The organism is Pseudomonas mangiferae, from assembly GCF_007109405.1.
Taxonomy (GTDB): domain Bacteria; phylum Pseudomonadota; class Gammaproteobacteria; order Pseudomonadales; family Pseudomonadaceae; genus Pseudomonas_T; species Pseudomonas_T mangiferae.
On record NZ_VJOY01000003.1, the window covers coordinates 156,901 to 175,071 of the forward strand.

Annotated in this window: 19 protein-coding genes and 1 pseudogene; 8 read left to right on the plus strand and 12 right to left on the minus strand. The window is 66.0% G+C overall.

Annotation, left to right across the window (positions count from 1 at the left end; genetic code table 11):
- Positions 1 to 32 precede the first annotated feature (32 nt).
- From FM069_RS05040 to FM069_RS05060, 5 genes are all read right to left on the minus strand, one after another.
- A complete protein-coding gene (locus FM069_RS05040; protein ID WP_143487195.1) occupies positions 33 to 1,391 on the minus strand; it encodes a spinster family MFS transporter in 1,359 nt (452 codons plus the stop codon).
- A gap of 128 nt (positions 1,392 to 1,519) precedes the next feature.
- On the minus strand, positions 1,520 to 2,296 hold the full coding sequence (locus tag FM069_RS05045) for a hydroxypyruvate isomerase family protein (protein WP_143487196.1): 777 nt from the start codon (positions 2,294 to 2,296) through the stop codon (positions 1,520 to 1,522).
- A complete protein-coding gene (locus tag FM069_RS05050; protein WP_143487197.1) occupies positions 2,293 to 3,186 on the minus strand; it encodes an NAD(P)-dependent oxidoreductase in 894 nt (297 codons plus the stop codon). The genes FM069_RS05045 and FM069_RS05050 overlap by 4 nt, the downstream gene beginning before the upstream one ends.
- A gap of 168 nt (positions 3,187 to 3,354) precedes the next feature.
- Entirely contained in the window at positions 3,355 to 3,723 is a 369-nt protein-coding gene (locus FM069_RS05055) for a DUF5064 family protein (RefSeq protein WP_143487198.1), read from the minus strand.
- 68 nt (positions 3,724 to 3,791) lie between these two features.
- Positions 3,792 to 4,106 (minus strand): DUF2288 domain-containing protein, encoded by a 315-nt coding sequence (locus FM069_RS05060; RefSeq protein ID WP_143487199.1) that lies wholly within the window; start codon positions 4,104 to 4,106, stop codon positions 3,792 to 3,794.
- A gap of 336 nt (positions 4,107 to 4,442) precedes the next feature.
- Between FM069_RS05060 and FM069_RS05065 the strand changes: the two genes are divergently transcribed.
- The 6 genes from FM069_RS05065 to FM069_RS05090 all read left to right on the plus strand — a co-directional run bounded on the left by FM069_RS05065 (position 4,443) and on the right by FM069_RS05090 (position 10,308).
- On the plus strand, positions 4,443 to 5,564 hold the full coding sequence (locus FM069_RS05065; RefSeq protein ID WP_143487200.1) for a branched-chain amino acid ABC transporter substrate-binding protein: 1,122 nt from the start codon (positions 4,443 to 4,445) through the stop codon (positions 5,562 to 5,564).
- A gap of 296 nt (positions 5,565 to 5,860) precedes the next feature.
- Positions 5,861 to 6,784 carry a high-affinity branched-chain amino acid ABC transporter permease LivH gene (livH, locus tag FM069_RS05070; RefSeq protein ID WP_143487201.1) on the plus strand — a complete coding sequence of 308 codons (924 nt, stop codon included), beginning with the start codon at positions 5,861 to 5,863 and terminating at the stop codon, positions 6,782 to 6,784.
- Entirely contained in the window at positions 6,781 to 8,046 is a 1,266-nt protein-coding gene (locus FM069_RS05075; protein WP_143487202.1) for a high-affinity branched-chain amino acid ABC transporter permease LivM, read from the plus strand. The genes livH and FM069_RS05075 overlap by 4 nt, the downstream gene beginning before the upstream one ends.
- Positions 8,043 to 8,810 carry a high-affinity branched-chain amino acid ABC transporter ATP-binding protein LivG gene (livG, locus tag FM069_RS05080; RefSeq protein ID WP_143487203.1) on the plus strand — a complete coding sequence of 256 codons (768 nt, stop codon included), beginning with the start codon at positions 8,043 to 8,045 and terminating at the stop codon, positions 8,808 to 8,810. The genes FM069_RS05075 and livG overlap by 4 nt, the downstream gene beginning before the upstream one ends.
- Entirely contained in the window at positions 8,810 to 9,511 is a 702-nt protein-coding gene (locus tag FM069_RS05085; RefSeq protein ID WP_143487204.1) for an ABC transporter ATP-binding protein, read from the plus strand. The genes livG and FM069_RS05085 overlap by 1 nt, the downstream gene beginning before the upstream one ends.
- Positions 9,512 to 9,636: 125 nt before the next feature.
- The gene (locus FM069_RS05090) at positions 9,637 to 10,308 is read left to right on the plus strand and encodes a hypothetical protein (RefSeq protein ID WP_143487205.1); all 672 of its coding nucleotides are present in this window, start codon (positions 9,637 to 9,639) and stop codon (positions 10,306 to 10,308) included.
- 18 nt (positions 10,309 to 10,326) lie between these two features.
- Here the strand turns inward: FM069_RS05090 and FM069_RS05095 are convergent, their stop codons facing one another.
- On the minus strand, positions 10,327 to 11,244 hold the full coding sequence (locus FM069_RS05095; RefSeq protein WP_407681559.1) for a DMT family transporter: 918 nt from the start codon (positions 11,242 to 11,244) through the stop codon (positions 10,327 to 10,329).
- A 103-nt stretch (positions 11,245 to 11,347) separates the two neighbouring features.
- Positions 11,348 to 11,812, minus strand: coding sequence for an outer membrane lipoprotein (locus tag FM069_RS05100; protein WP_143487206.1), 465 nt, complete (start codon positions 11,810 to 11,812; stop codon positions 11,348 to 11,350).
- Between the two features lie 177 nt (positions 11,813 to 11,989).
- Between FM069_RS05100 and FM069_RS05105 the strand changes: the two genes are divergently transcribed.
- A complete protein-coding gene (locus FM069_RS05105) occupies positions 11,990 to 12,238 on the plus strand; it encodes a hypothetical protein (protein ID WP_143487207.1) in 249 nt (82 codons plus the stop codon).
- Positions 12,239 to 12,241: 3 nt separating this feature from the next.
- Here the strand turns inward: FM069_RS05105 and pdxH are convergent, their stop codons facing one another.
- The 5 genes and pseudogenes from pdxH to FM069_RS05130 form a co-directional block, all read right to left on the minus strand.
- The gene (pdxH, locus tag FM069_RS05110; RefSeq protein WP_143487208.1) at positions 12,242 to 12,892 is read right to left on the minus strand and encodes a pyridoxamine 5'-phosphate oxidase; all 651 of its coding nucleotides are present in this window, start codon (positions 12,890 to 12,892) and stop codon (positions 12,242 to 12,244) included.
- 103 nt (positions 12,893 to 12,995) lie between these two features.
- A pseudogene (locus tag FM069_RS05115) lies at positions 12,996 to 13,568 on the minus strand (OmpA family protein); the annotation flags it as partial.
- A gap of 324 nt (positions 13,569 to 13,892) precedes the next feature.
- Positions 13,893 to 14,051: a DUF3309 family protein gene (locus FM069_RS05120; RefSeq protein ID WP_143487210.1), complete on the minus strand. Its 159-nt coding sequence runs from the start codon at positions 14,049 to 14,051 to the stop codon at positions 13,893 to 13,895.
- A 252-nt stretch (positions 14,052 to 14,303) separates the two neighbouring features.
- Complete coding sequence (locus FM069_RS05125; protein WP_143487211.1) at positions 14,304 to 15,959, minus strand: cation acetate symporter; 1,656 nt, start codon at positions 15,957 to 15,959, stop codon at positions 14,304 to 14,306.
- Entirely contained in the window at positions 15,956 to 16,267 is a 312-nt protein-coding gene (locus tag FM069_RS05130; RefSeq protein WP_143487212.1) for a DUF485 domain-containing protein, read from the minus strand. Before FM069_RS05130 ends, FM069_RS05125 begins: the two co-directional genes overlap by 4 nt.
- Before the next feature lie 301 nt (positions 16,268 to 16,568).
- On the opposite strand from FM069_RS05130, the gene FM069_RS05135 reads away from it, so the two are divergent.
- Entirely contained in the window at positions 16,569 to 18,128 is a 1,560-nt protein-coding gene (locus tag FM069_RS05135) for a glycoside hydrolase family 17 protein (RefSeq protein ID WP_143487213.1), read from the plus strand.
- Positions 18,129 to 18,171: the final 43 nt, after the last annotated feature.

An 18,171-nucleotide genomic window follows, 5' to 3' on the forward strand; every position in this document is an offset into this window, starting at 1 on the left:
TTCGGCCTGGCGACGTTCCGCCAGGCCATCGCTTACCCCGCCGAGGCCGCCGCGCCGGCGGGCAACGTGTCCCCACCGCCCAGGGTCCCCTGCATGCGCGCAGCATCGGCGCTGAAGCAGCGGGCCGCCTGGAATAGCGCCAGCATGGTCAGGCACAGCGCCACCGGGATCAGGTACATGGCGTTGTGCAGGCCTTCCGCCTTGAAGGTCTCGTTCATCTCCAGGGCACCCGCGGCCAGCATCGCGCCGTGGGAGAAATGGTCCGACAGCAGCCCTACCACCACCGGCCCTAGCCCGCCGCCCAGCAGGTACAGGCCGGCGAAGAACAACGCCATGGCGGTGGCCCGCAGGCGCGGCTCGATCACGTCCTGGATCGAGGTGTACACGCAGGTATAGAAGTTGTACGAGAACAGCCAGCCGAGGCTGAACACCCCGACGAACAGCCCCACCTCGATGCGCCCGGCCAGCAGTGCGTAACCGGTGGCGACGCAGGCCACCAGCATGCTGAATGCCCCCAGCAGCAGGCGCCCGCGGGCGTAGCGCTGGTGCAGGCGATCGGCCAGCCAGCCGCCGACGGTCAGCCCGATCAGGCCGGTGACCCCGCAGATCAACCCGGTGGCCACCGCCGCCTGCTCCAGGGGCAGCAGGAAGTAGCGCTGCAGCATCGGCACCATGAATGAGTTGCTGGCATAGGTGGCGAAGTTGAAGCACAGCCCGGCCAGGGTCAGCCACCAGAAGGTGCGGATCGCCAGCACCGTGCGCAAGGGACGCGCCACCGGTTCGGCGGTGACGCGCACACGCTCCGCCGCGCCCCGCTGGGGCTCGCGGATGAAGAACATGAAGGCCGCCAGCAGCAGGCCGGGTACCGCGGCGATGAAGAACGGCGCGCGCCAGCTGTCGAACGCCTTGACCATGGCACCGATGCTGAAGAATGCCAGCAGCAGCCCCAGCGGCAGGCCCAGCATGAAGATACCCATGGCCCGGGCCCGCTTGTGGGCCGGGAACAGGTCGCCGATCAGCGAGTTGGCCGCCGGTGCGTAGCTGGCCTCGCCGATGCCGATGCCCATGCGGATCAACAGGAAGCTCCAGAAATTCCAGGCCAGCCCGTTGATCGCGGTCAGGCCGCTCCACACCGCCAGCCCCCAACCCATGATGCGGCTGCGCCGGCCGGTGTCGGCCAGGCGCCCGAGGGGCAGCCCGGCCAGGGCATAGACCAGGGTGAAGGCGGTGCCGATCAGCCCCAGCTGGAAATCGCTGAGGTGCCATTCCACGCGGATCGGCTCGATGATGATGGCCGGGATGGTGCGGTCGAAGAAGTTGAACAGGTTGGCGAGAAACAGCAGGAACAGGATGCGCCAGGCATTGGCCGCTTGCGGGGGATGCTGTTGCATGGGCTTTATCTCTTCTTGTTGTTATCGACCCCGGCCAGCCGCAGCCCGGGGTTTCCCGGCCAATCTAGGCGGCGCACCCGGCACTGTCTGCGAACATTCGCCAGCGTGATGCCACGCGATGGCACGCCTCAACGCTTCCAGGCGGCGAGCCAGCCGAGGCGCTCCTCGGTGCGCCCGCGGGGCAGGTACTCGGCGCCGAACCAGCCGTCGTAGCCCGCGCTGCGCAGTGCCTGGCGCAGCGCGGGGAAGTCCAGGTCGCCGGAGCCGGGCTCGCCACGGCCGGGGCAGTCGGCGAACTGCACGTGGCCGATGCGTCCCGCCAGGTCCCGGATCGCTTCGCCCACGTCCAGGCCCTGGCGAGCCATGTGATAAAGGTCCAGCTGCGCCAGGCAGTTGGGATGGTCCACCGCCTCCAGCAGCGCCAGCAGATCGGCGGGGGTGTTGACCAGGAAGCCGGGCATGTCCACGGGGTTGATCGCCTCGCAGAGCACTCGGATGCCCAGCACCGCGAAGGCGTCGGCGGCGGCTCGCAGGTTCTGCGCCAGGCAGTCCAGGGACTCGGCCCGGGTCACGCCGTCGGCGAGGCGGCCCGGCAGCACGTTGACACAGGCCGGGCGGACCATGGCGGCGTAGGTCAGGGCCTCCTGCAACGCCGCCGCGAACGCCTCACGCCGCTGCGGGTGGGCGGCCAGCCCGCAGCCGCCCTGCAGCAGGTCGCCGGCCGGCAGGTTGATCAGCACCAGGGGCAGGCCGGCGGCCTCCAGGGCCTCCTTCAGGCGCAGCGCGGGTACCTCGTAGGGAAACTGGATCTCGACCCCGTCGAATCCCGCGGCGCGGGCGGCCACCGGGCGTTGCGGCAGCGGTCGGTCGGTAAACAGCAGGGACAGGTTGGCGGCGATCTTCATGAGTCGGTCTCCCGGAACAGGGCGATGAGGGTCGAGAGGTCGTGCTGCAGGTGCCCATGGCCACCGTGCAGGCGCATCAGTTGGGCGGCCAGGCCGCTGAAGGGGGTCGCGCTGTCGCGCTCGCCGCCCAGGCGGACCGCGTTGTCCAGGTCCTTGAGCAGCGTGCGCACATGCCATTCCACCGGCTCGAAGCGGCGCTCCGCCATCCGCGGCGCGAGGATCTGCAACGGCTTCGAATCAGCGAAACCGCCGGCCAGGGCCGGTGCCAACTGGTTCGCGTCGACCCCGGCACGCTCCGCCAGGGCCACAGCCTCGGCGATCACCAGGGCATTGCAGGCGACGATCATCTGGTTGCAGACCTTGGCCACCTGGCCGGCGCCCACCTCCCCCAGGTGGGTGAGGCGCTGGCCGAGGGTGGCGAAGACCGGCCGCAGGCGCTCGACGTCCTCCGGGCGCCCGCCGGCCATGCCGATCAGCGTGCCAGCGCGGGCCCCGGCGACGCCGCCGGAAACCGGAGCGTCCACCCAGCGCATGCCGCTGCGGGCCTCCAGTTCGGCCGCCAGCTCCCGGGTCAGGGCCGGCTCCAGGCTGGAGAAATCCACCAGCAATTGCCCGGGCCGGGCACCCTCGACGATCCCGCCCGCACCGAACACCACCTGGCGCACCGCCTCGCCGTCGGCCAGGCAGAGCAGCACGAGATCGGCCTCGGCGCACAGCTCGGCAGGCCGGTCCACCCGCCGGGCACCCAGCGCCACCAGGGGGCCGCATTTCGCCGGGCTGCGGTTCCAGACCCGCAACGGATGCCCGGCCTGTGCCAGGCGCTGCCCCATCGGCAGGCCCATCAGGCCGATGCCAGCGAAGGCGAGGGAAGGAACGCGGGTATCGGTCATGGCGAACGCCTGTCGGGACGGAGTCGCCATCTTAGCGGCTGGTGCAGGGCTTGGGCGCCCGCCCCGCGCGCATCTGCACGGGAAGCGCGGGAAGGCACACGGGGTTCGCCGCGACCCGCGTCTGGATGCGCTACGGGCGGGCCGGGACGCGGGGCGCGGAGCGGCGGCTCAGAAGCCGTCCTTGAGCAGGTGGTCCAGGTTGACCGGTTCGCCCGATTGCACGTGGAGCTTCTCGCGGATGTCCTGGAACATCGCGTCGTAATCCTGGTGGTCGCGCAGGATCGGGCCGAGATGGGGATGCAGCCCGTGCTTGCTGGCGATGCGGGTGGCCATGCTGGCGAAGTTGAAGGCGGTGTCGCGGTGCAGCTCGAACTCCTCCTCGAAGACCCGTCCGTCCAGATTGCCGACCATGCGGAAGTGCAGCATGACGCCTTCCTTCGGGTCGTTGCGGACGTCGTAGTAGAGATCGAGGGTGTAGGAGGACTTTTCGTGCAGCCCAGGCAGGTTGGTGCGGTGGAGATGGCCGGGTTGGAACATGTGCGGACTCCTCGACGGGAAGGGTGCGGGCAGTCTACCCCGTCGGGCGCGAGGGGGCTTGTCCTGGATCAGGACGCGGTGACGGGCGCCCGCTCCTGGACCAGCACCCAGGGCGCCACTACCACCGCCCACAGCGACGGGTCGCGCGCCAGCAGGTCTTCGGCGCGGGCTTCCTCGACCCGGGCCAGCAGGCCCGACCGGAGCCAGCCGCCCACCTGCGCCTGGTCGTCGCGAGCGACCGCCGTGGCCACCGCCACCAGGTCCTGCTCCGCCTCGACCCACAACAGCGCGCCGCGGGCGAAGAACGGCTGGAGTTCTTCCCAGCGGATCGGCGCGGTCTCGCCCAGGAGTTTGGCGTAGAGAAGGTCGGACGAGTCCGGCATGGGGGTACGGCTCCGGCGGAAAGGACCGGCCATCATAGCGTCGCCGGGCCGCTGGGCAAGCCCGTCGGCGGCACCATTCGACGAGCCGTCGCGCAGGCCCCGCGACGCCGAAAAAGGCGTCCCAGAGCCTCGGCGAGCGGTGACGTTTTTATGTAAATCCATGTCGATTAGGCGACACGCCATGAAAATGCCAGTCCCCCATGGCTTTTCAAGCCGCGAACCGCCGCTCTACACTGCACCGGTACAGTTGCCCGGACCGAAGCCGGGGATACACCCGCTCGCGCCGCTCCGGCAGCCTAAGAACTACAACAACGAAGCACTCATGAGTGGAGCACTATGAATAAGGCAACTAAGCAGATTTCCAGACTGTTTGCCGCCATGGCGATGGCCGGCGTCGCGAGCTACTCGATGGCCGCCGACACCATCAAGATCGGCCTGGCGGGTCCGGTGACTGGCGCCGTCGCCCAGTACGGCGACATGCAATTCATCGGTGCCAAGATGGCCATCGAGCAGATCAACAAGGCCGGCGGGGTGAACGGCTCCCAGCTCGAAGGCGTGGTCTATGACGACGCGTGCGACCCGAAACAGGCCGTCGCCGTCGCCAACAAGATCGTCAACGACGAAATCAAGTTCGTTGTTGGCCACCTCTGCTCCAGCTCCACTCAGCCAGCGTCCGACATCTACGAGGACGAAGGCATCCTGATGATCACGCCCGCCTCCACCAGCCCCGAGCTGACCAGCCGCGGTTACAAGCTGATCTTCCGCACCATCGGCCTGGACAGCCTGCAGGGCCCCACCGCCGGCAACTTCATCGCCGACCACATCAAGCCGAAGAACGTCGCGGTCATCCACGACAAGCAGCAGTACGGCGAAGGCATCGCCAGCGCGGTCAAGAAAACCCTGGAAAGCAAAGGCACCAAGGTCGCCCTGTTCGAAGGCATCAACGCCGGCGACAAGGACTTCTCCTCGCTGATCGCCAAGCTCAAGCAGGCCAACGTCGACTTCATCTACTACGGCGGCTACCACCCGGAACTGGGCCTGCTGCTGCGCCAGGCCTCCGAGAAGGGCCTGAAGGTCCGCTTCATGGGTCCGGAAGGCGTCGGCAACAAGGAAATCTCCGCCATCGCCGGCCCGGCTTCCGAAGGCCTGCTGGTGACCCTGCCGCAATCCTTCGACCAGGATCCGAAGAACCAGGCGCTGGTCGAGGCCTTCAAGGCGAAGAACGAGGACCCGACCGGTCCATTCGTGTTCCCTGCCTACTCCGCTGTCCAGGTCATCGCCGAAGGCATCAAGAAAGCCGGCGAGGCCGATCCCGCCAAGGTAGCGGACGCCCTGCGCGCCAACACCTTCGACACCCAGACCGGTTCCCTCGGCTTCGACGAGAAGGGCGACCTGAAGAACTTCAACTTCGTCGTCTACGAGTGGCATCAGGACGGTACCAAGACCGAGGCCAAATAAGCCCGTCGCCTGCACCGCGAAGCCCACTGCCCACGCAGTGGGCTTCGTCTATCCGATGAGGCCGCTGCACGACCGAGACGCTCGACGATCCAGCTCCGAACGCCAACGGCGCGCGCCCGTACCCCGGGCCGGCAACGCCTGACGCTTCGGTCCCCCCGAACAGGAGAAGGGGGCACGCTGATGCCGATGGAAGCGGCGCCGTCCGGCCGAACCTCTCGCCGTACACTGCCTCCCCGTTTTCCGGGAATCCGCTGCGTCACAAGCGCCGCTTTTCGTGATTCTCGAGGAGTTAGGTGATGCCAGAGCTCTATCACTACCTGCAACAGCTGATCAACGGGCTGACCGTTGGCAGTACCTATGCCCTGATCGCCATCGGCTACACCATGGTCTACGGCATCATCGGCATGATCAACTTCGCCCACGGCGAGGTGTACATGATCGGCTCGTACGTAGCCTTCATCGTCATCGCCGGACTCGCCATGTTCGGTATCCACAGTCTGCCGGTGGTGATGGTCGCGGCGTTCGCCGCCAGCATCATCGTGGCCAGCGCCTATGGCTACAGCATCGAACGGGTCGCCTACCGGCCGCTGCGCGGCAGCAACCGGCTGATCCCGCTGATCTCCGCCATCGGCATGTCGATCTTCCTGCAGAACGAGGTTCTGCTCGCCCAGGATTCCAAGGACAAGGCGATCCCGACCCTGATCCCGGGCAACTTCGTGTTCGGCGAGAGCACCATGAGCGGAGTGACCGTCTCCTACATGCAGGTGCTGATCTTCGTCGTCACCTTCCTGGTGATGTTCGGCCTGACCCAGTTCATCACCCGCTCGCGCCTCGGCCGCGCCTGCCGCGCCTGCGCCGAAGACATCCGCATGGCCAACCTGCTGGGGATCAACACCAACAACATCATCGCCCTCACCTTCGTCATCGGCGCCACCCTGGCGGCGGTGGCCGCAGTGCTGCTGGGCATGCAGTACGGCGTGATCAACCCGCACCTGGGCTTCCTCGCCGGGATCAAGGCGTTCACCGCAGCGGTCCTCGGCGGCATCGGCAGCATCCCCGGCGCCATGCTCGGGGGCCTGGTTCTGGGCGTCGCCGAAGCCTTCGGCGCCGACGTGTTCGGTGATCAGTACAAGGACGTGGTGGCGTTCAGCCTGCTGGTGCTCGTCCTGCTCTTCCGCCCCACCGGCATCCTCGGCCGCCCGGAGGTGGAAAAAGTATGACCCTCTCGACCAAGCGGTTGAAAACCGCATTCTTCAGCGCCTTGCTAGTGATCGCCGTGGCCTACCCGGTGATGGGGCTCAAGCTGAGCACCGTCGGCATCAAGCTGGAAGTGCACGGTGCCAGCCCCACCGTCCTGTGGACCATCGCCGCGTGCGCCGTGGCGATGTTCGTCTGGCAACTGTTCCGCCACCACCTGGCCGCCGGCTGGGCGGCGAGCCCGAGCCTGCCCAGCATACCGGCCGGCGCGGGCGGCTTCCTGACCCTGCCGTCGACCCAGCGCTGGATCATCCTCGGCCTGGTCATCGTCGCCCTGGTCTGGCCGTTCTTCGGCTCCCGCGGCGCGGTGGACATCGCCACCCTGATCCTGATCTACGTGATGCTCGGCCTCGGCCTGAACATCGTGGTGGGCCTGGCCGGACTGCTGGACCTGGGCTACGTGGGCTTCTACGCGGTGGGAGCCTACAGCTACGCGCTGCTGTCCCACTACTACGGCCTGGGCTTCTGGGTCTGCCTGCCCATCGCCGGGATGATGGCCGCGCTGTTCGGCTTCCTCCTGGGCTTCCCGGTCCTGCGCCTGCGGGGCGACTACCTGGCGATCGTTACCCTGGGCTTCGGCGAGATCATCCGCATCCTGTTGCGCAACCTCACCGGCATCACCGGCGGCCCCAACGGCATCAGCAACATCGAGAAGCCGAGTCTGTTCGGCCTGTCGTTCGAGCGCCGCGCCGCGGAAGGCATGCAGACGTTCCACGAGTACTTCGGCATCGCCTACAACTCGACCTACAAGGTGGTGTTCCTCTACCTGATCGCGCTGCTGCTGGTGCTGCTGACCCTGTTCGTGATCAACCGCCTGCTGCGCATGCCCATCGGCCGCGCCTGGGAAGCGCTGCGGGAAGACGAGATCGCCTGCCGCGCCCTGGGCATGAACCCCACGGTGATCAAGCTTTCCGCGTTCACCCTGGGCGCCTGCTTCGCCGGGTTCGCCGGCAGCTTCTTCGCCGCCCGCCAGGGCCTGGTGTCGCCGGAGTCCTTCACCTTCATCGAGTCGGCGATCATCCTCGCCATCGTGGTGCTGGGCGGCATGGGCTCGCAGCTGGGCATCATCCTCGCCGCGGTGGTGATGATCCTGCTGCCGGAACTGGCCCGGGAGTTCAACGAGTACCGCATGCTAATGTTCGGCGTTCTCATGGTGCTGATGATGATCTGGCGTCCCCAGGGCCTGCTGCCCATGCAACGTCCTCACCTGGAGCTGAAGCCATGAGCCGCGCGATTCTCGATGTAGACGGCCTGAGCATGCGCTTCGGCGGGCTCCTGGCGGTGAACGGCGTGTCGCTGAACATCCAGGAAAAGCAGGTGGTCTCCATGATCGGCCCCAACGGCGCCGGCAAGACCACCGTGTTCAACTGCCTGACCGGCTTCTACCGCCCCACTTCCGGCACCATCCTGCTGGACGGCCAGCCGATCCAGGGCCTGTCCGGCCACATGATCGCCCGCCAGGGCGTGGTGCGGACCTTCCAGAACGTCCGGCTGTTCAAGGACATGACGGCGGTGGAAAACCTGCTGGTGGCCCAGCACCGCCACCTCAACACCAACTTCCTCGCCGGCCTGTTCAAGACCCCGGCGTTCCGCCGCAGCGAGCGGGAAGCCATGGCCCACGCCGCCCACTGGCTGGAGCAGGTCAACCTGACGGACGTGGCCAACCGTCCGGCGGGCACCCTCGCCTATGGCCAGCAACGGCGCCTGGAGATCGCCCGCTGCATGATGACGCGCCCGCGCATCCTCATGCTCGACGAGCCCGCCGCCGGCCTGAACCCCCGGGAGACGGAGGACCTCAAGGCGCTGATCGCCCTGCTGCGCAACGAGTACAACGTGACCGTGCTGCTGATCGAGCACGACATGCACTTGGTGATGAGCATTTCCGACCACATCTACGTGATCAACCAGGGCACCCCCCTGGCCGACGGTACGCCGGAGCAGATCCGCACCCATCCGGACGTGATCAAAGCCTACCTGGGGGAAGCCTGATGCTCGTGTTCAAAGATGTCTCCACCTTCTACGGCAAGATCCAGGCGCTGCACGGCGTCAGCGTGGAAGTGAAGCAGGGCGAGATCGTCACCCTGATCGGCGCCAACGGCGCCGGCAAGTCGACCCTGATGATGACCCTGTGCGGCTCGCCCAAGGCCGCCAGCGGCAGCATCCTCTACGAGGGCGAGGAGCTGGTGGGCCAGGAGCCTTCCCACATCATGCGCAAGAGCATCGCGGTGGTGCCGGAAGGCCGCCGTGTGTTCGCTCGCCTGACCGTGGAGGAGAACCTGGCCATGGGCGGCTTCTTCACCCCCAAGGGCGACTATCAGGAGCAGATGGACAAGGTGCTGCACCTGTTCCCGCGCCTGAAGGAGCGCTTCGAGCAGCGCGCCGGCACCATGTCCGGCGGCGAGCAGCAAATGCTCGCCATCGGCCGCGCGTTGATGAGCAAGCCGCGCTTGCTGCTGCTGGACGAGCCGTCCCTGGGCCTGGCGCCCATCATCATCCAGCAGATCTTCGACATCATCGAGCAACTGCGCCGCGATGGCGTGACGGTGTTTCTGGTGGAGCAGAACGCCAACCAGGCGTTGAAGCTGGCGGACCGGGGCTACGTGCTGGAGAACGGCCGGATCGTCATGCAGGGCACCGGCGAGTCCCTGCACAGCGACCCACGGGTCCGCGAGGCCTACCTGGGTGGCTAAGTCCCTGCCGTGAAAAAAACCGCCCTCCGGGGCGGTTTTTTTTGTCCTCGCTTCAGCGATGACTCGCCCGGCTTGTGATGCCGCGGCGCCCTGGCTAAGGTGGCCGCTTCCCGCTGGAGAGTCCTATGCGCGCCCCCTTCATCCCCCTCGTCCTCGCCCTGCCCTTGTTCGCCGGCTGCCAGTTGCTCGGTGACGCCACCCCGCCCGCCTCCACCGATACCGGGGTGCGCCTCCAAGGAACCCTGGCCCGTCAGGATGATGGCTGGGTCTTCACGCCCTGCCAGGAGCGGCGGCGCTTCCTCGTCCGCGAAGGCAGCGAGACCGCCCTGGACCAGGACGCCGAGCCGCTGGCCCGTGCCGAAGCCTCGCTGTACGCAGACCTGCGTGGTGTCCTGGCCGCCAGCAAGCAGGACGGGCTGGACGGCGAACTGCAGCTGAGCCGGGTCTATCGCGTGCAGAAGCCGGCCGGTGGCTGCGACGATCCCAACTTTCCCCGCCTGCTGCTGCACGCCGGCGGCAGCGAGCCCGACTGGTCGGTGAACGCCGGCAAGCAGGGCCTGATACTGGAACGCCCCGGCCAACCCGCCCAGGCCCTCCCCTATATGGAGGAGCAGTTGCCGGAGGGGCGCTTCAACCTGTCCAGCGAGGCCAACGGCGAGCACGTGGAGCTGTGGGTGGCGCCGAATCGGTGCGTCGACCGGCGCGACGGTTCGGTGAATTACCTGGAGACCGAGCTGCGGGTGAACGGCGAGCGCCTGCGCGGCTGCGGTTATTTCGGCGGCGCCCGGGACCAGTGAGGGAAGGAGCCGCCGCGCTCAGGACAGGCGGCGATCCAGCACCGCAGCGGTCTTCGGCGTCATCCGCCACTGGCTGAGCAACACGCCGAGAAAGACCAGCCCGCAGGCCGCCAGTTGCGGGTTGGTCAGTCGCTCGTCCAGCACCAGCATGGCGAAGACCAGGGTGAACAGTGGGATCAGGTTGGTGAAGGCACTGGCCTGGCTCGCCGGCAATCGCGCCATGCCCAGGTTGTAGAACCCATAGGCGCCCACGGTCACGATCACCCCCAGGTATAGCAGTGCCCACGCGCTGGCCGGCGAGATGACCGAGGGAAACGGCTCGATCCACAGCGCCAGCGGCAGGAAGAACAGCGAGCCGAGGAAGGTCTGCAGCGCGGTCAGCGAGAACGCCGAATAGTGCGAGGACAGCCGCTTGAGCAGCAGGGTGTAGCCGGTGGCGCAGAGCATGGCCAGGCACTCGAAGCCGTTGCCCAGCAACGGCCGCGGCCCATGGGCATCGGCGACGCCACCCAGGCTCAGCAAGACCACCCCCAGCAGGGCCACCAGGAAGCCCATCAGCGTCGTGGGCCGGGTCCGCTCCCGCAGCAGGGCGAACGCCACCGCCGCCGCCATCAGCGGCAGCACCGCAGTGATCATCCCGGCTTGGGCGGCGCTGGTGTGCTGCAGGGCCACCGCCTCGAACACGAAATACAGGCAAGGCTCGCAAGTGGCCATGCCCAGCAGGTACTTCCAGTCGCCGACGACGTAAGGCTGCGGCTGGCGCCAGCGCCAGGCCAGCAGGAATACCAGGCTGCCGATCAGCATGCGGGCGAAGATCACCCACAGCGGTGGCACGTCGCGGAACGCGATCTTCAGGGCGATGAAGGAGCTGCCCCAGATCGCCATCGCCACGACCAGGTAGGCGCTGGCAATCAGTTGCAGGCGCAATGAAGACACGGGTGATTTCCAGGCATGCGGGGGAAGGCAGTATAAGCGGCGGATCGCGCTGAATCCGGGCAGAAAAAAGCCGGCGTTTCGCCGGCTTTTTGGACACTACCCCTCAGTGAGTGACGCGGCTGGTGCCGTTGAGGGTGTTGATCCGGACCCGCTCGCCAACCCGGAAGATCTGGTTGGGCTCGACCTCCTGCACGTAGGCCCGCAGCGAGCCGTCGTCTTCCCGCACGGTGATCTCGACACCCTGGGTGCGGGTGATGCCTTCCTCGGTCATCGCCCCCAGCACACCACCAGCCACCGCGCCGATCACCGCTGCCACCACGCTGCCACGACCGCCGCCGATGGCGCTGCCGCCCACGCCGCCGATCACCGCGCCCGCACCTGCGCCGATGGGGGTCTTGGTGCCTTCGATCTTCACCGGCCGCAGCGATTCGATGGTCCCCATGCGCACCGTCTGCACGGCACGCGCTTCATCGCGGGAGTAGCTGTCGCCGGTCAGGTCGGAAGTACAACCACCCAACGCCATGGTCACCGCGGTGAACGAGGCCAACAGCAGACCAGAATTACGCATAACGATTCCTCCAACAGGGACTGTTTCCATTAGACCGTGGGGTGCTCGGGACTGTCACCCCCGGCGATCCGTATAAATTGGACCTGTTCAGTCTCCATACAGTTTAGCCGCGACCGGAAGAAGCATTCCGCTCATCGTGGGCTTTGCGCTAGGGTTGGCGAAAACGAAGGGGCATCCATGGACTATTTCATCGTCGTCATCACCACCCTCGCCGGCCTGTATTTCCACGGGTGGCTGTACCTGCGCATCAAGCGCTGGATGGACCGCGACCTGGCGCTGTCCCTGGCCGGCACCGACGCCGGCAAGCGTGACTACATGCTGCTGCAGCTGGAGGAAGCACGCGCACGACGGATCAAGCGGCGCGACCTGCACGCCTGGCTGGCCCAGCGCGCCTCGGAATACCCGGGCGCAGCGGCTGCCGGTTGATCCTCAGGGTGCCAGGCGCTGGCGGGCCCAGGCGCCGCCGTCCTCGCGGCGGTAGTCCAGGCGATCGTGAAGGCGGCTCGACCGGCCTTGCCAGAATTCCACCCGCTCCGGCAGCAGGCGATACCCTCCCCAGTGGGGCGGACAGGTAGGCGCCTGGTTAAGGAAACGGCGCTCGGTCTCCCGCAGCAGCGCCTCCAGCTCTTCCCGGTCGCGGATCGGCCGGCTCTGGGGCGAGGCCCAGGCGCCGATGCGACTGCCCAGCGGACGGATCTGGAAGTAGGCGTTGGACTCCGCCTCGGTCACCCGCTCCACCCGTCCCTCGATGCGCACCTGGCGCTCCAGGCTGGGCCAGAAAAAGGTCATGGCGGCGAAGGGATGCGCTTGCAGCTGGCGGCCCTTGTCGCTCTCGTAGTTGCTGAAGAAGGTGAAGCCCTGGTCGTCCAGCCCCTTGAGCAGCAGGATTCTGCAATGAGGACGCCCGTCTGCGTCGACCGTCGCCAGGGTCATCGCGTTGGGCTCCACCGGTAGCTGCTCGGTACGCACCGCATCGTCGAACCAGCGGCGGAACAAGGCAAAGGGCTCGTCGGGCGCATCGGTCTCGCTGAGGCCGTCCCGGGTGTAATCGCGACGCATATCGGCCAGCGTCTGGTACATGGCGACTCCTGGAGAAAACGACTAAAGAGAGACGCCCCGCTCGCCATGCCGGCGAGCGGGGCGTCCAGTCCGCTCTAGCTTAGGCAGGCGCCTACCGCTTGGGTTGATCTGCGACAACCACGGCCGTGCTTTTCAGCGGGTGGGTGTAGCCTGCCAGCACGGCGACCAGGGTCTCCTGCGGGGTGACCAGGATTTCCACGCGGCGATTGAGGGAGCGGCCTTCCTTGCTGTCGTTGGCAGCCCGCGGCATGTCCGAACCGAGGCCCTTGAGCTGCAGGCGATCACGCTGCAACCCGCTGAGCCGGAAGATGGCCGCCACGGCCTGGGCCCGTTGCTGGCTGAGGTCGCGATTCAGCTTGTCCTGGCCGGAGCTGTCGGCGTGGCCGAGGATGAGTACGCCGGTCTTGGGATCTTTTTCCAGGAGCTTGGCGACACGGCTGAACGGCCCGAGGGTCACAGGCAGCAGCATCGACGGGCGATCGGGGTTGAAGGAGCTGTCCACCGGAGCGGTGACCACCAGCAGGTCGTCGCGGCGTTCCAGCTCGAGTTTGCTGTCTTTCAGGGCCTCGCGCAGGCGCGGCTCGTATTCATCCATCCAGGCGCGGGTGACCTTGGGGTCCGGCTTGGCAACTGCAGCCTGCTGATTCGGCGTTTCATTACCAAATGGCCACCACCAATGTTTGGCAGTGCTGACGTGTTCGGAAGAGGAAGGCGAGGTATGCGCACAGCCGGCCAGTACAAGTGCCAGGGGCAGGTAGAAAGACGCTTTAATTGACATTGAACACCCGCTTTTACGATTGTTGGATTCGAAAAACGCAGTGTTTTATATACGAGTTTCCACACGCTGACAAAGTTAAACGGCGAAACGTTCAGAATTAACCGGATTAGGCGACGAAGCGCTACCGAAATCGGCAGCATTAAGAAACAGTCGGTAAACAGGGTGAAAAGCAAAAGCGGCGCGGCTGTAATCAGCCGCGCCGCTTTGCAGTCCGCCAGCGATCTAGACCTTGCCGAGCAATACCAGGATCAGCAGGATGACGAGAACGGTGCCGATGATACCGGACGGTCCATAGCCCCAGCTGCGGGAGTGGGGGAAGACCGGCAGGCCGCCGATAAGCAGCAGGATCAAGACAATGATCAGAATAGTGCCGAGGCTCATGGAAAACTCCTTTCGTTCTTTAGAGGTTTTAACTTCCAAGCACCGGCCAGCTCGGCTCATCGTCAGGTGACGCTTCGATGCTCACATGTTCTGACTGCCCCCTCGAAAGAAAGATTCAGCTGACTTGGAGAACCACGGCACAAATAAACACAGACTTGAAAGTTCACCAAAGTTGTCCCGAGACGTGTGCCCGAGGTGTAACGGGACAATAAAAAAGGCGGCCTCGCGGCCGCCTTTTCTTGGAAGCACCACTCAGTGCGCGACTGCACCACTGGCGCCAAGGCCTGTCTGGGACCGCACGAACTGCGGATAGAAACGCGCACGTTCCTCGTCTGCCGCCTGGGATTTATCGGTCACCGAGAAGAACCAGATCCCGATGAACGCCACCAGCATGGAGAACAGCGCCGGGTACTCGTAGGGATAGATCGCCTCGGCGTGACCCAGGATCTGCACCCAAATGGTCGGGCCGATGATCATCAGCACCACCGCGGTGATCAGGCCCAGCCAGCCACCCACCATGGCGCCGCGGGTGGTCAGGCGCTTCCAGTACATGGAAAGGAACAGCACCGGGAAGTTGCAGCTGGCCGCGATGGAGAAGGCCAGGCCCACCATGAAGGCGATGTTCTGCTTCTCGAACAGGATGCCCAGGCCGATGGCCAGGACGCCCAGGGCCACCGTGGTGATCTTCGAGACGCGGATCTCATCCTTCTCGTTGGCCTTGCCCTTCTTCAGCACGCTGGCGTACAGGTCGTGGGAGACGGCGGAGGCACCGGCGAGAGTCAGGCCCGCCACCACCGCCAGGATGGTGGCGAAGGCCACCGCGGAGATGAAGCCGAGGAACACGCTGCCACCCACGGCATTGGCCAGGTGCACCGCGGCCATGTTGGTACCGCCCAGCAGGGCGCCGGTGGAATCCTTGAAGGCCGGATTGGTGCTGACCAGCAGGATCGCGCCGAAGCCGATGATGAAGGTGAGGATGTAGAAGTAACCGATGAACCCGGTGGCGTAGAACACGCTCTTGCGGGCTTCCTTGGCGTCGCTGACGGTGAAGAAGCGCATCAGGATGTGGGGCAGGCCCGCAGTGCCGAACATCAGTGCCAGCCCGAGGGAGATGGCGGAGACCGGGTCCTTCACCAGGCCCCCAGGGCTCATGATGGCCTCGCCTTTCGGATGCACCTTGATGGCTTCGCTGAACAGCGCGCTGAAGTCGAAGTTGACGTGCTTCATTACCATGATGGCCATGAAGGTCGCGCCCGACAGCAGCAGGGTCGCCTTGATGATCTGTACCCAGGTGGTGGCCAGCATGCCGCCGAACAGCACGTAGAGCACCATCAGGATGCCCACCAGGACCACGGCCACGTGATAGTTGAGGCCGAACAGCAGCTCGATCAGCTTGCCCGCCCCTACCATCTGCGCGATCAGGTAGAACGCTACCACCACCAGCGAACCGCAGGCGGACAGGGTGCGAATCTCTTTCTGCTTGAGGCGGTAGGACGCCACGTCGGCGAAGGTGTACTTGCCCAGGTTGCGCAGCCGCTCGGCGATCAGGAACAGGATGATTGGCCAGCCCACCAGGAAACCGATGGAGTAGATGAGCCCGTCATAGCCCGAGGTGAACACCAGCGCGGAAATGCCCAGGAAGGACGCGGCGGACATGTAGTCGCCCGCGATCGCCAGGCCGTTCTGGAACCCGGTGATGCGGCCGCCGGCGGCGTAGTAGTCGGATGCCGAATTGTTGCGCTTGGATGCCCAGTAGGTGATGCACAGGGTCGCCCCGACGAAGGCGATGAACATCAGGATGGCGGGAACGTTGATCGGCTGGCGCTGCACATCCCCGGTCAGGGCATCGGCCCATAGCAGGGGGGAGAAGCCAAGCAGCGCGAATGCGCTGAGCAGACGCGTTTTCATGGCTGCACCTCCTCGAGGATGCTCTGGTTCAGGGAATCGAACTCGCCGTTGGCCCGGTATACGTAGATACCGGTGAGCACGAACGCGGAGAGAATCAGGCCGACCCCGATGGGGATGCCCCAGGTGATGCTGGAGTCCGGGCTGATGCGAGCGCCCAGGAGCTGGGGTTCGAAGGCGATCAATATGATGAAGGCCAGGTACAGCCCGAGCATGATCGCCGAAAGAATCCAGGCGAAGCGTTCGCGCTTGGCGACCAACTCCTGGAAGCGCGGATTCTGCTCGATCCGCTTGTAGATGCTGTCGTTCATTGTTGTTGTCCTCCACAGCATGGTTGGGGGTCGTTTCACTCTAAGCTGACGCCGCGAGGAAGACAGTCGACGTTAGTCGTAACCTGCGGGGTTTCTACAGGCCTTGGCCTTCATCGCCGGACCGGGGCCAGGTATGCCACCCCGTTGTTTGAACGATAGTGCTCGATGGCACTTTCCGCCTGCTCGCCAACGCGATCCACCCTTCATTCCCCAGCTTGCCCGGGCCCGTTGCAGCGCTCACCGCAGCGGCTACGAATTCCGCTAAAATGCGCGGCTTTGCCACTTCGACCGCGCAGCCCTCATGACCCATCCCACCCGCTTCCCGGTTTTGCCCTATTGCCTCGCCGTTCTGCTCGCCTTGCTGGCACTCTCCGGCCTGTGGTATGGGCTCGGCCAACCGGTGGTCCTGCCCGACGCTGCGACCCCGACCCACAAGCTGCAGTGCGCGTCCTACACCCCTTTCGACAAGGACCAGTCGCCCTTCGACAAGCCGTTCACCCTGCGCCCCGAGCGCATGGATGCGGACTTCGCGCTGCTGGCCACCCGCTTCGAGTGCCTGCGCACCTATTCGATGACTGGCCTGGAAGGCCTGCCCGAACTGGCGCGCAAGCATGGGCTGAAGCTGATGCTGGGTGCCTGGGTCAACGCCAACCCGGTGGATACCGGCAAGGAAATCGACGCCCTGGTCAAGGCGGCCAACAGTTACCCGGACGTGGTCCAGGCGGTGATCGTCGGTAACGAGACACTGCTGCGCAAGGAAGTCACCGGCGCGCAATTGGCGAGGCTGATAGGCCAGGTCAAGGCCCAGGTGAAGCAGCCCGTCACCTATGCGGACGTCTGGGAGTTCTGGCTGAAGCACCCGGAAGTGGCGCCGGCCGTCGACTTCGTCACCATCCACCTGCTGCCCTACTGGGAGGACGAACCCACCGGCATCGACGCGGCACTGGCCCACGTCGCCGACATTCGCCAGGTCTTCGGCAGCCGCTTCGCGCCCAAGGACATCCTGATCGGCGAAACCGGCTGGCCGAGCGAAGGTCGCCAGCGGGAAACCGCCCTGCCCAGCCGGGTCAACGAGGCCCGGTTCATCCGTGGTTTCGTGCACATGGCCGAGCAAAATGGCTGGCGCTACAACCTGATCGAGGCCTTCGACCAGCCCTGGAAACGGGAGAGCGAAGGGGCCGTCGGCGGTTACTGGGGGCTGTTCGATGCCGACCGCCAAGACAAGGGCGTGCTCGCCGGGCCGGTCTCCAACCTGCCCCATTGGCCGGTCTGGCTAGGGGTTTCGCTGACGCTGTTTGGCGCCGCCCTGGTGCTGGCAGGCCGACCGGCGTCCACCCGCGCCGCCTTCCTGCTGCCGCTGCTGGCTGCACTGGGTGCCGGCTGCATCGGCCTGTGGGGCGAGCTGGCACGCATCACCAGTCGTTTCGTTGGCGAGTGGGCGTGGGCGGCCTTCCTGGTGGGACTCAACCTGGTGATCCTGGCCCACGGCTCGCTGGCCTTGTCAGCCCGCCAGGGCAAACGCGCGGCATGGTACCTCTGGCTGCAAAGCCGTGGTGGCTGGTGGCTGTCGGCGGCCGGCTTCGCCGGGTCGATTCTGATGCTCGGGCTGGTGTTCGACGCCCGCTACCGCAGCTTCCCGAGCGCGGCGATCCTGCTGCCGGCGCTGTTCTACCTGTTCCGCCCAGTAGCCGTTCCTCGTCGGGAAACCGCCTTGCTGGCGGTGTTCATCGGTGCCGGGATCGTCCCGCAGCTGTTCGAGGAAACCCTGAGCAACCTCCAGGCGATTCTCTGGGCCGTCTCCAGCCTGTTGCTGCTGGGCGCGCTATTGCACAGCCTGCGCGTCAGCCGCCAGGGCGTGTGAATATCGGGAGAAATGCGATGCGGCGCTCTCATGGCGTCGCGTG

Excerpts from the sequence above, each read along its gene's own strand:
- FM069_RS05065 (WP_143487200.1), top strand. The coding sequence starts at position 4,443 with ATGAATAAGGCAACTAAGCAGATTTCCAGACTGTTTGCCGCCATGGCG.
- FM069_RS05090 (WP_143487205.1), top strand. The coding sequence starts at position 9,637 with ATGCGCGCCCCCTTCATCCCCCTCGTCCTCGCCCTGCCCTTGTTCGCC.
- FM069_RS05125 (WP_143487211.1), bottom strand. The coding sequence starts at position 15,959 with ATGAAAACGCGTCTGCTCAGCGCATTCGCGCTGCTTGGCTTCTCCCCC.
- FM069_RS05060 (WP_143487199.1), bottom strand. The coding sequence starts at position 4,106 with ATGCCGGACTCGTCCGACCTTCTCTACGCCAAACTCCTGGGCGAGACC.
- pdxH (WP_143487208.1), bottom strand. The coding sequence starts at position 12,892 with ATGTACCAGACGCTGGCCGATATGCGTCGCGATTACACCCGGGACGGC.
- FM069_RS05120 (WP_143487210.1), bottom strand. The coding sequence starts at position 14,051 with ATGAGCCTCGGCACTATTCTGATCATTGTCTTGATCCTGCTGCTTATC.
- FM069_RS05050 (WP_143487197.1), bottom strand. The coding sequence starts at position 3,186 with ATGACCGATACCCGCGTTCCTTCCCTCGCCTTCGCTGGCATCGGCCTG.
- FM069_RS05135 (WP_143487213.1), top strand. The coding sequence starts at position 16,569 with ATGACCCATCCCACCCGCTTCCCGGTTTTGCCCTATTGCCTCGCCGTT.
- FM069_RS05130 (WP_143487212.1), bottom strand. The coding sequence starts at position 16,267 with ATGAACGACAGCATCTACAAGCGGATCGAGCAGAATCCGCGCTTCCAG.
- FM069_RS05085 (WP_143487204.1), top strand. The coding sequence starts at position 8,810 with ATGCTCGTGTTCAAAGATGTCTCCACCTTCTACGGCAAGATCCAGGCG.
- FM069_RS05105 (WP_143487207.1), top strand. The coding sequence starts at position 11,990 with ATGGACTATTTCATCGTCGTCATCACCACCCTCGCCGGCCTGTATTTC.
- FM069_RS05055 (WP_143487198.1), bottom strand. The coding sequence starts at position 3,723 with ATGTTCCAACCCGGCCATCTCCACCGCACCAACCTGCCTGGGCTGCAC.
- FM069_RS05045 (WP_143487196.1), bottom strand. The coding sequence starts at position 2,296 with ATGAAGATCGCCGCCAACCTGTCCCTGCTGTTTACCGACCGACCGCTG.
- livG (WP_143487203.1), top strand. The coding sequence starts at position 8,043 with ATGAGCCGCGCGATTCTCGATGTAGACGGCCTGAGCATGCGCTTCGGC.
- FM069_RS05075 (WP_143487202.1), top strand. The coding sequence starts at position 6,781 with ATGACCCTCTCGACCAAGCGGTTGAAAACCGCATTCTTCAGCGCCTTG.
- livH (WP_143487201.1), top strand. The coding sequence starts at position 5,861 with ATGCCAGAGCTCTATCACTACCTGCAACAGCTGATCAACGGGCTGACC.
- FM069_RS05100 (WP_143487206.1), bottom strand. The coding sequence starts at position 11,812 with ATGCGTAATTCTGGTCTGCTGTTGGCCTCGTTCACCGCGGTGACCATG.
- FM069_RS05040 (WP_143487195.1), bottom strand. The coding sequence starts at position 1,391 with ATGCAACAGCATCCCCCGCAAGCGGCCAATGCCTGGCGCATCCTGTTC.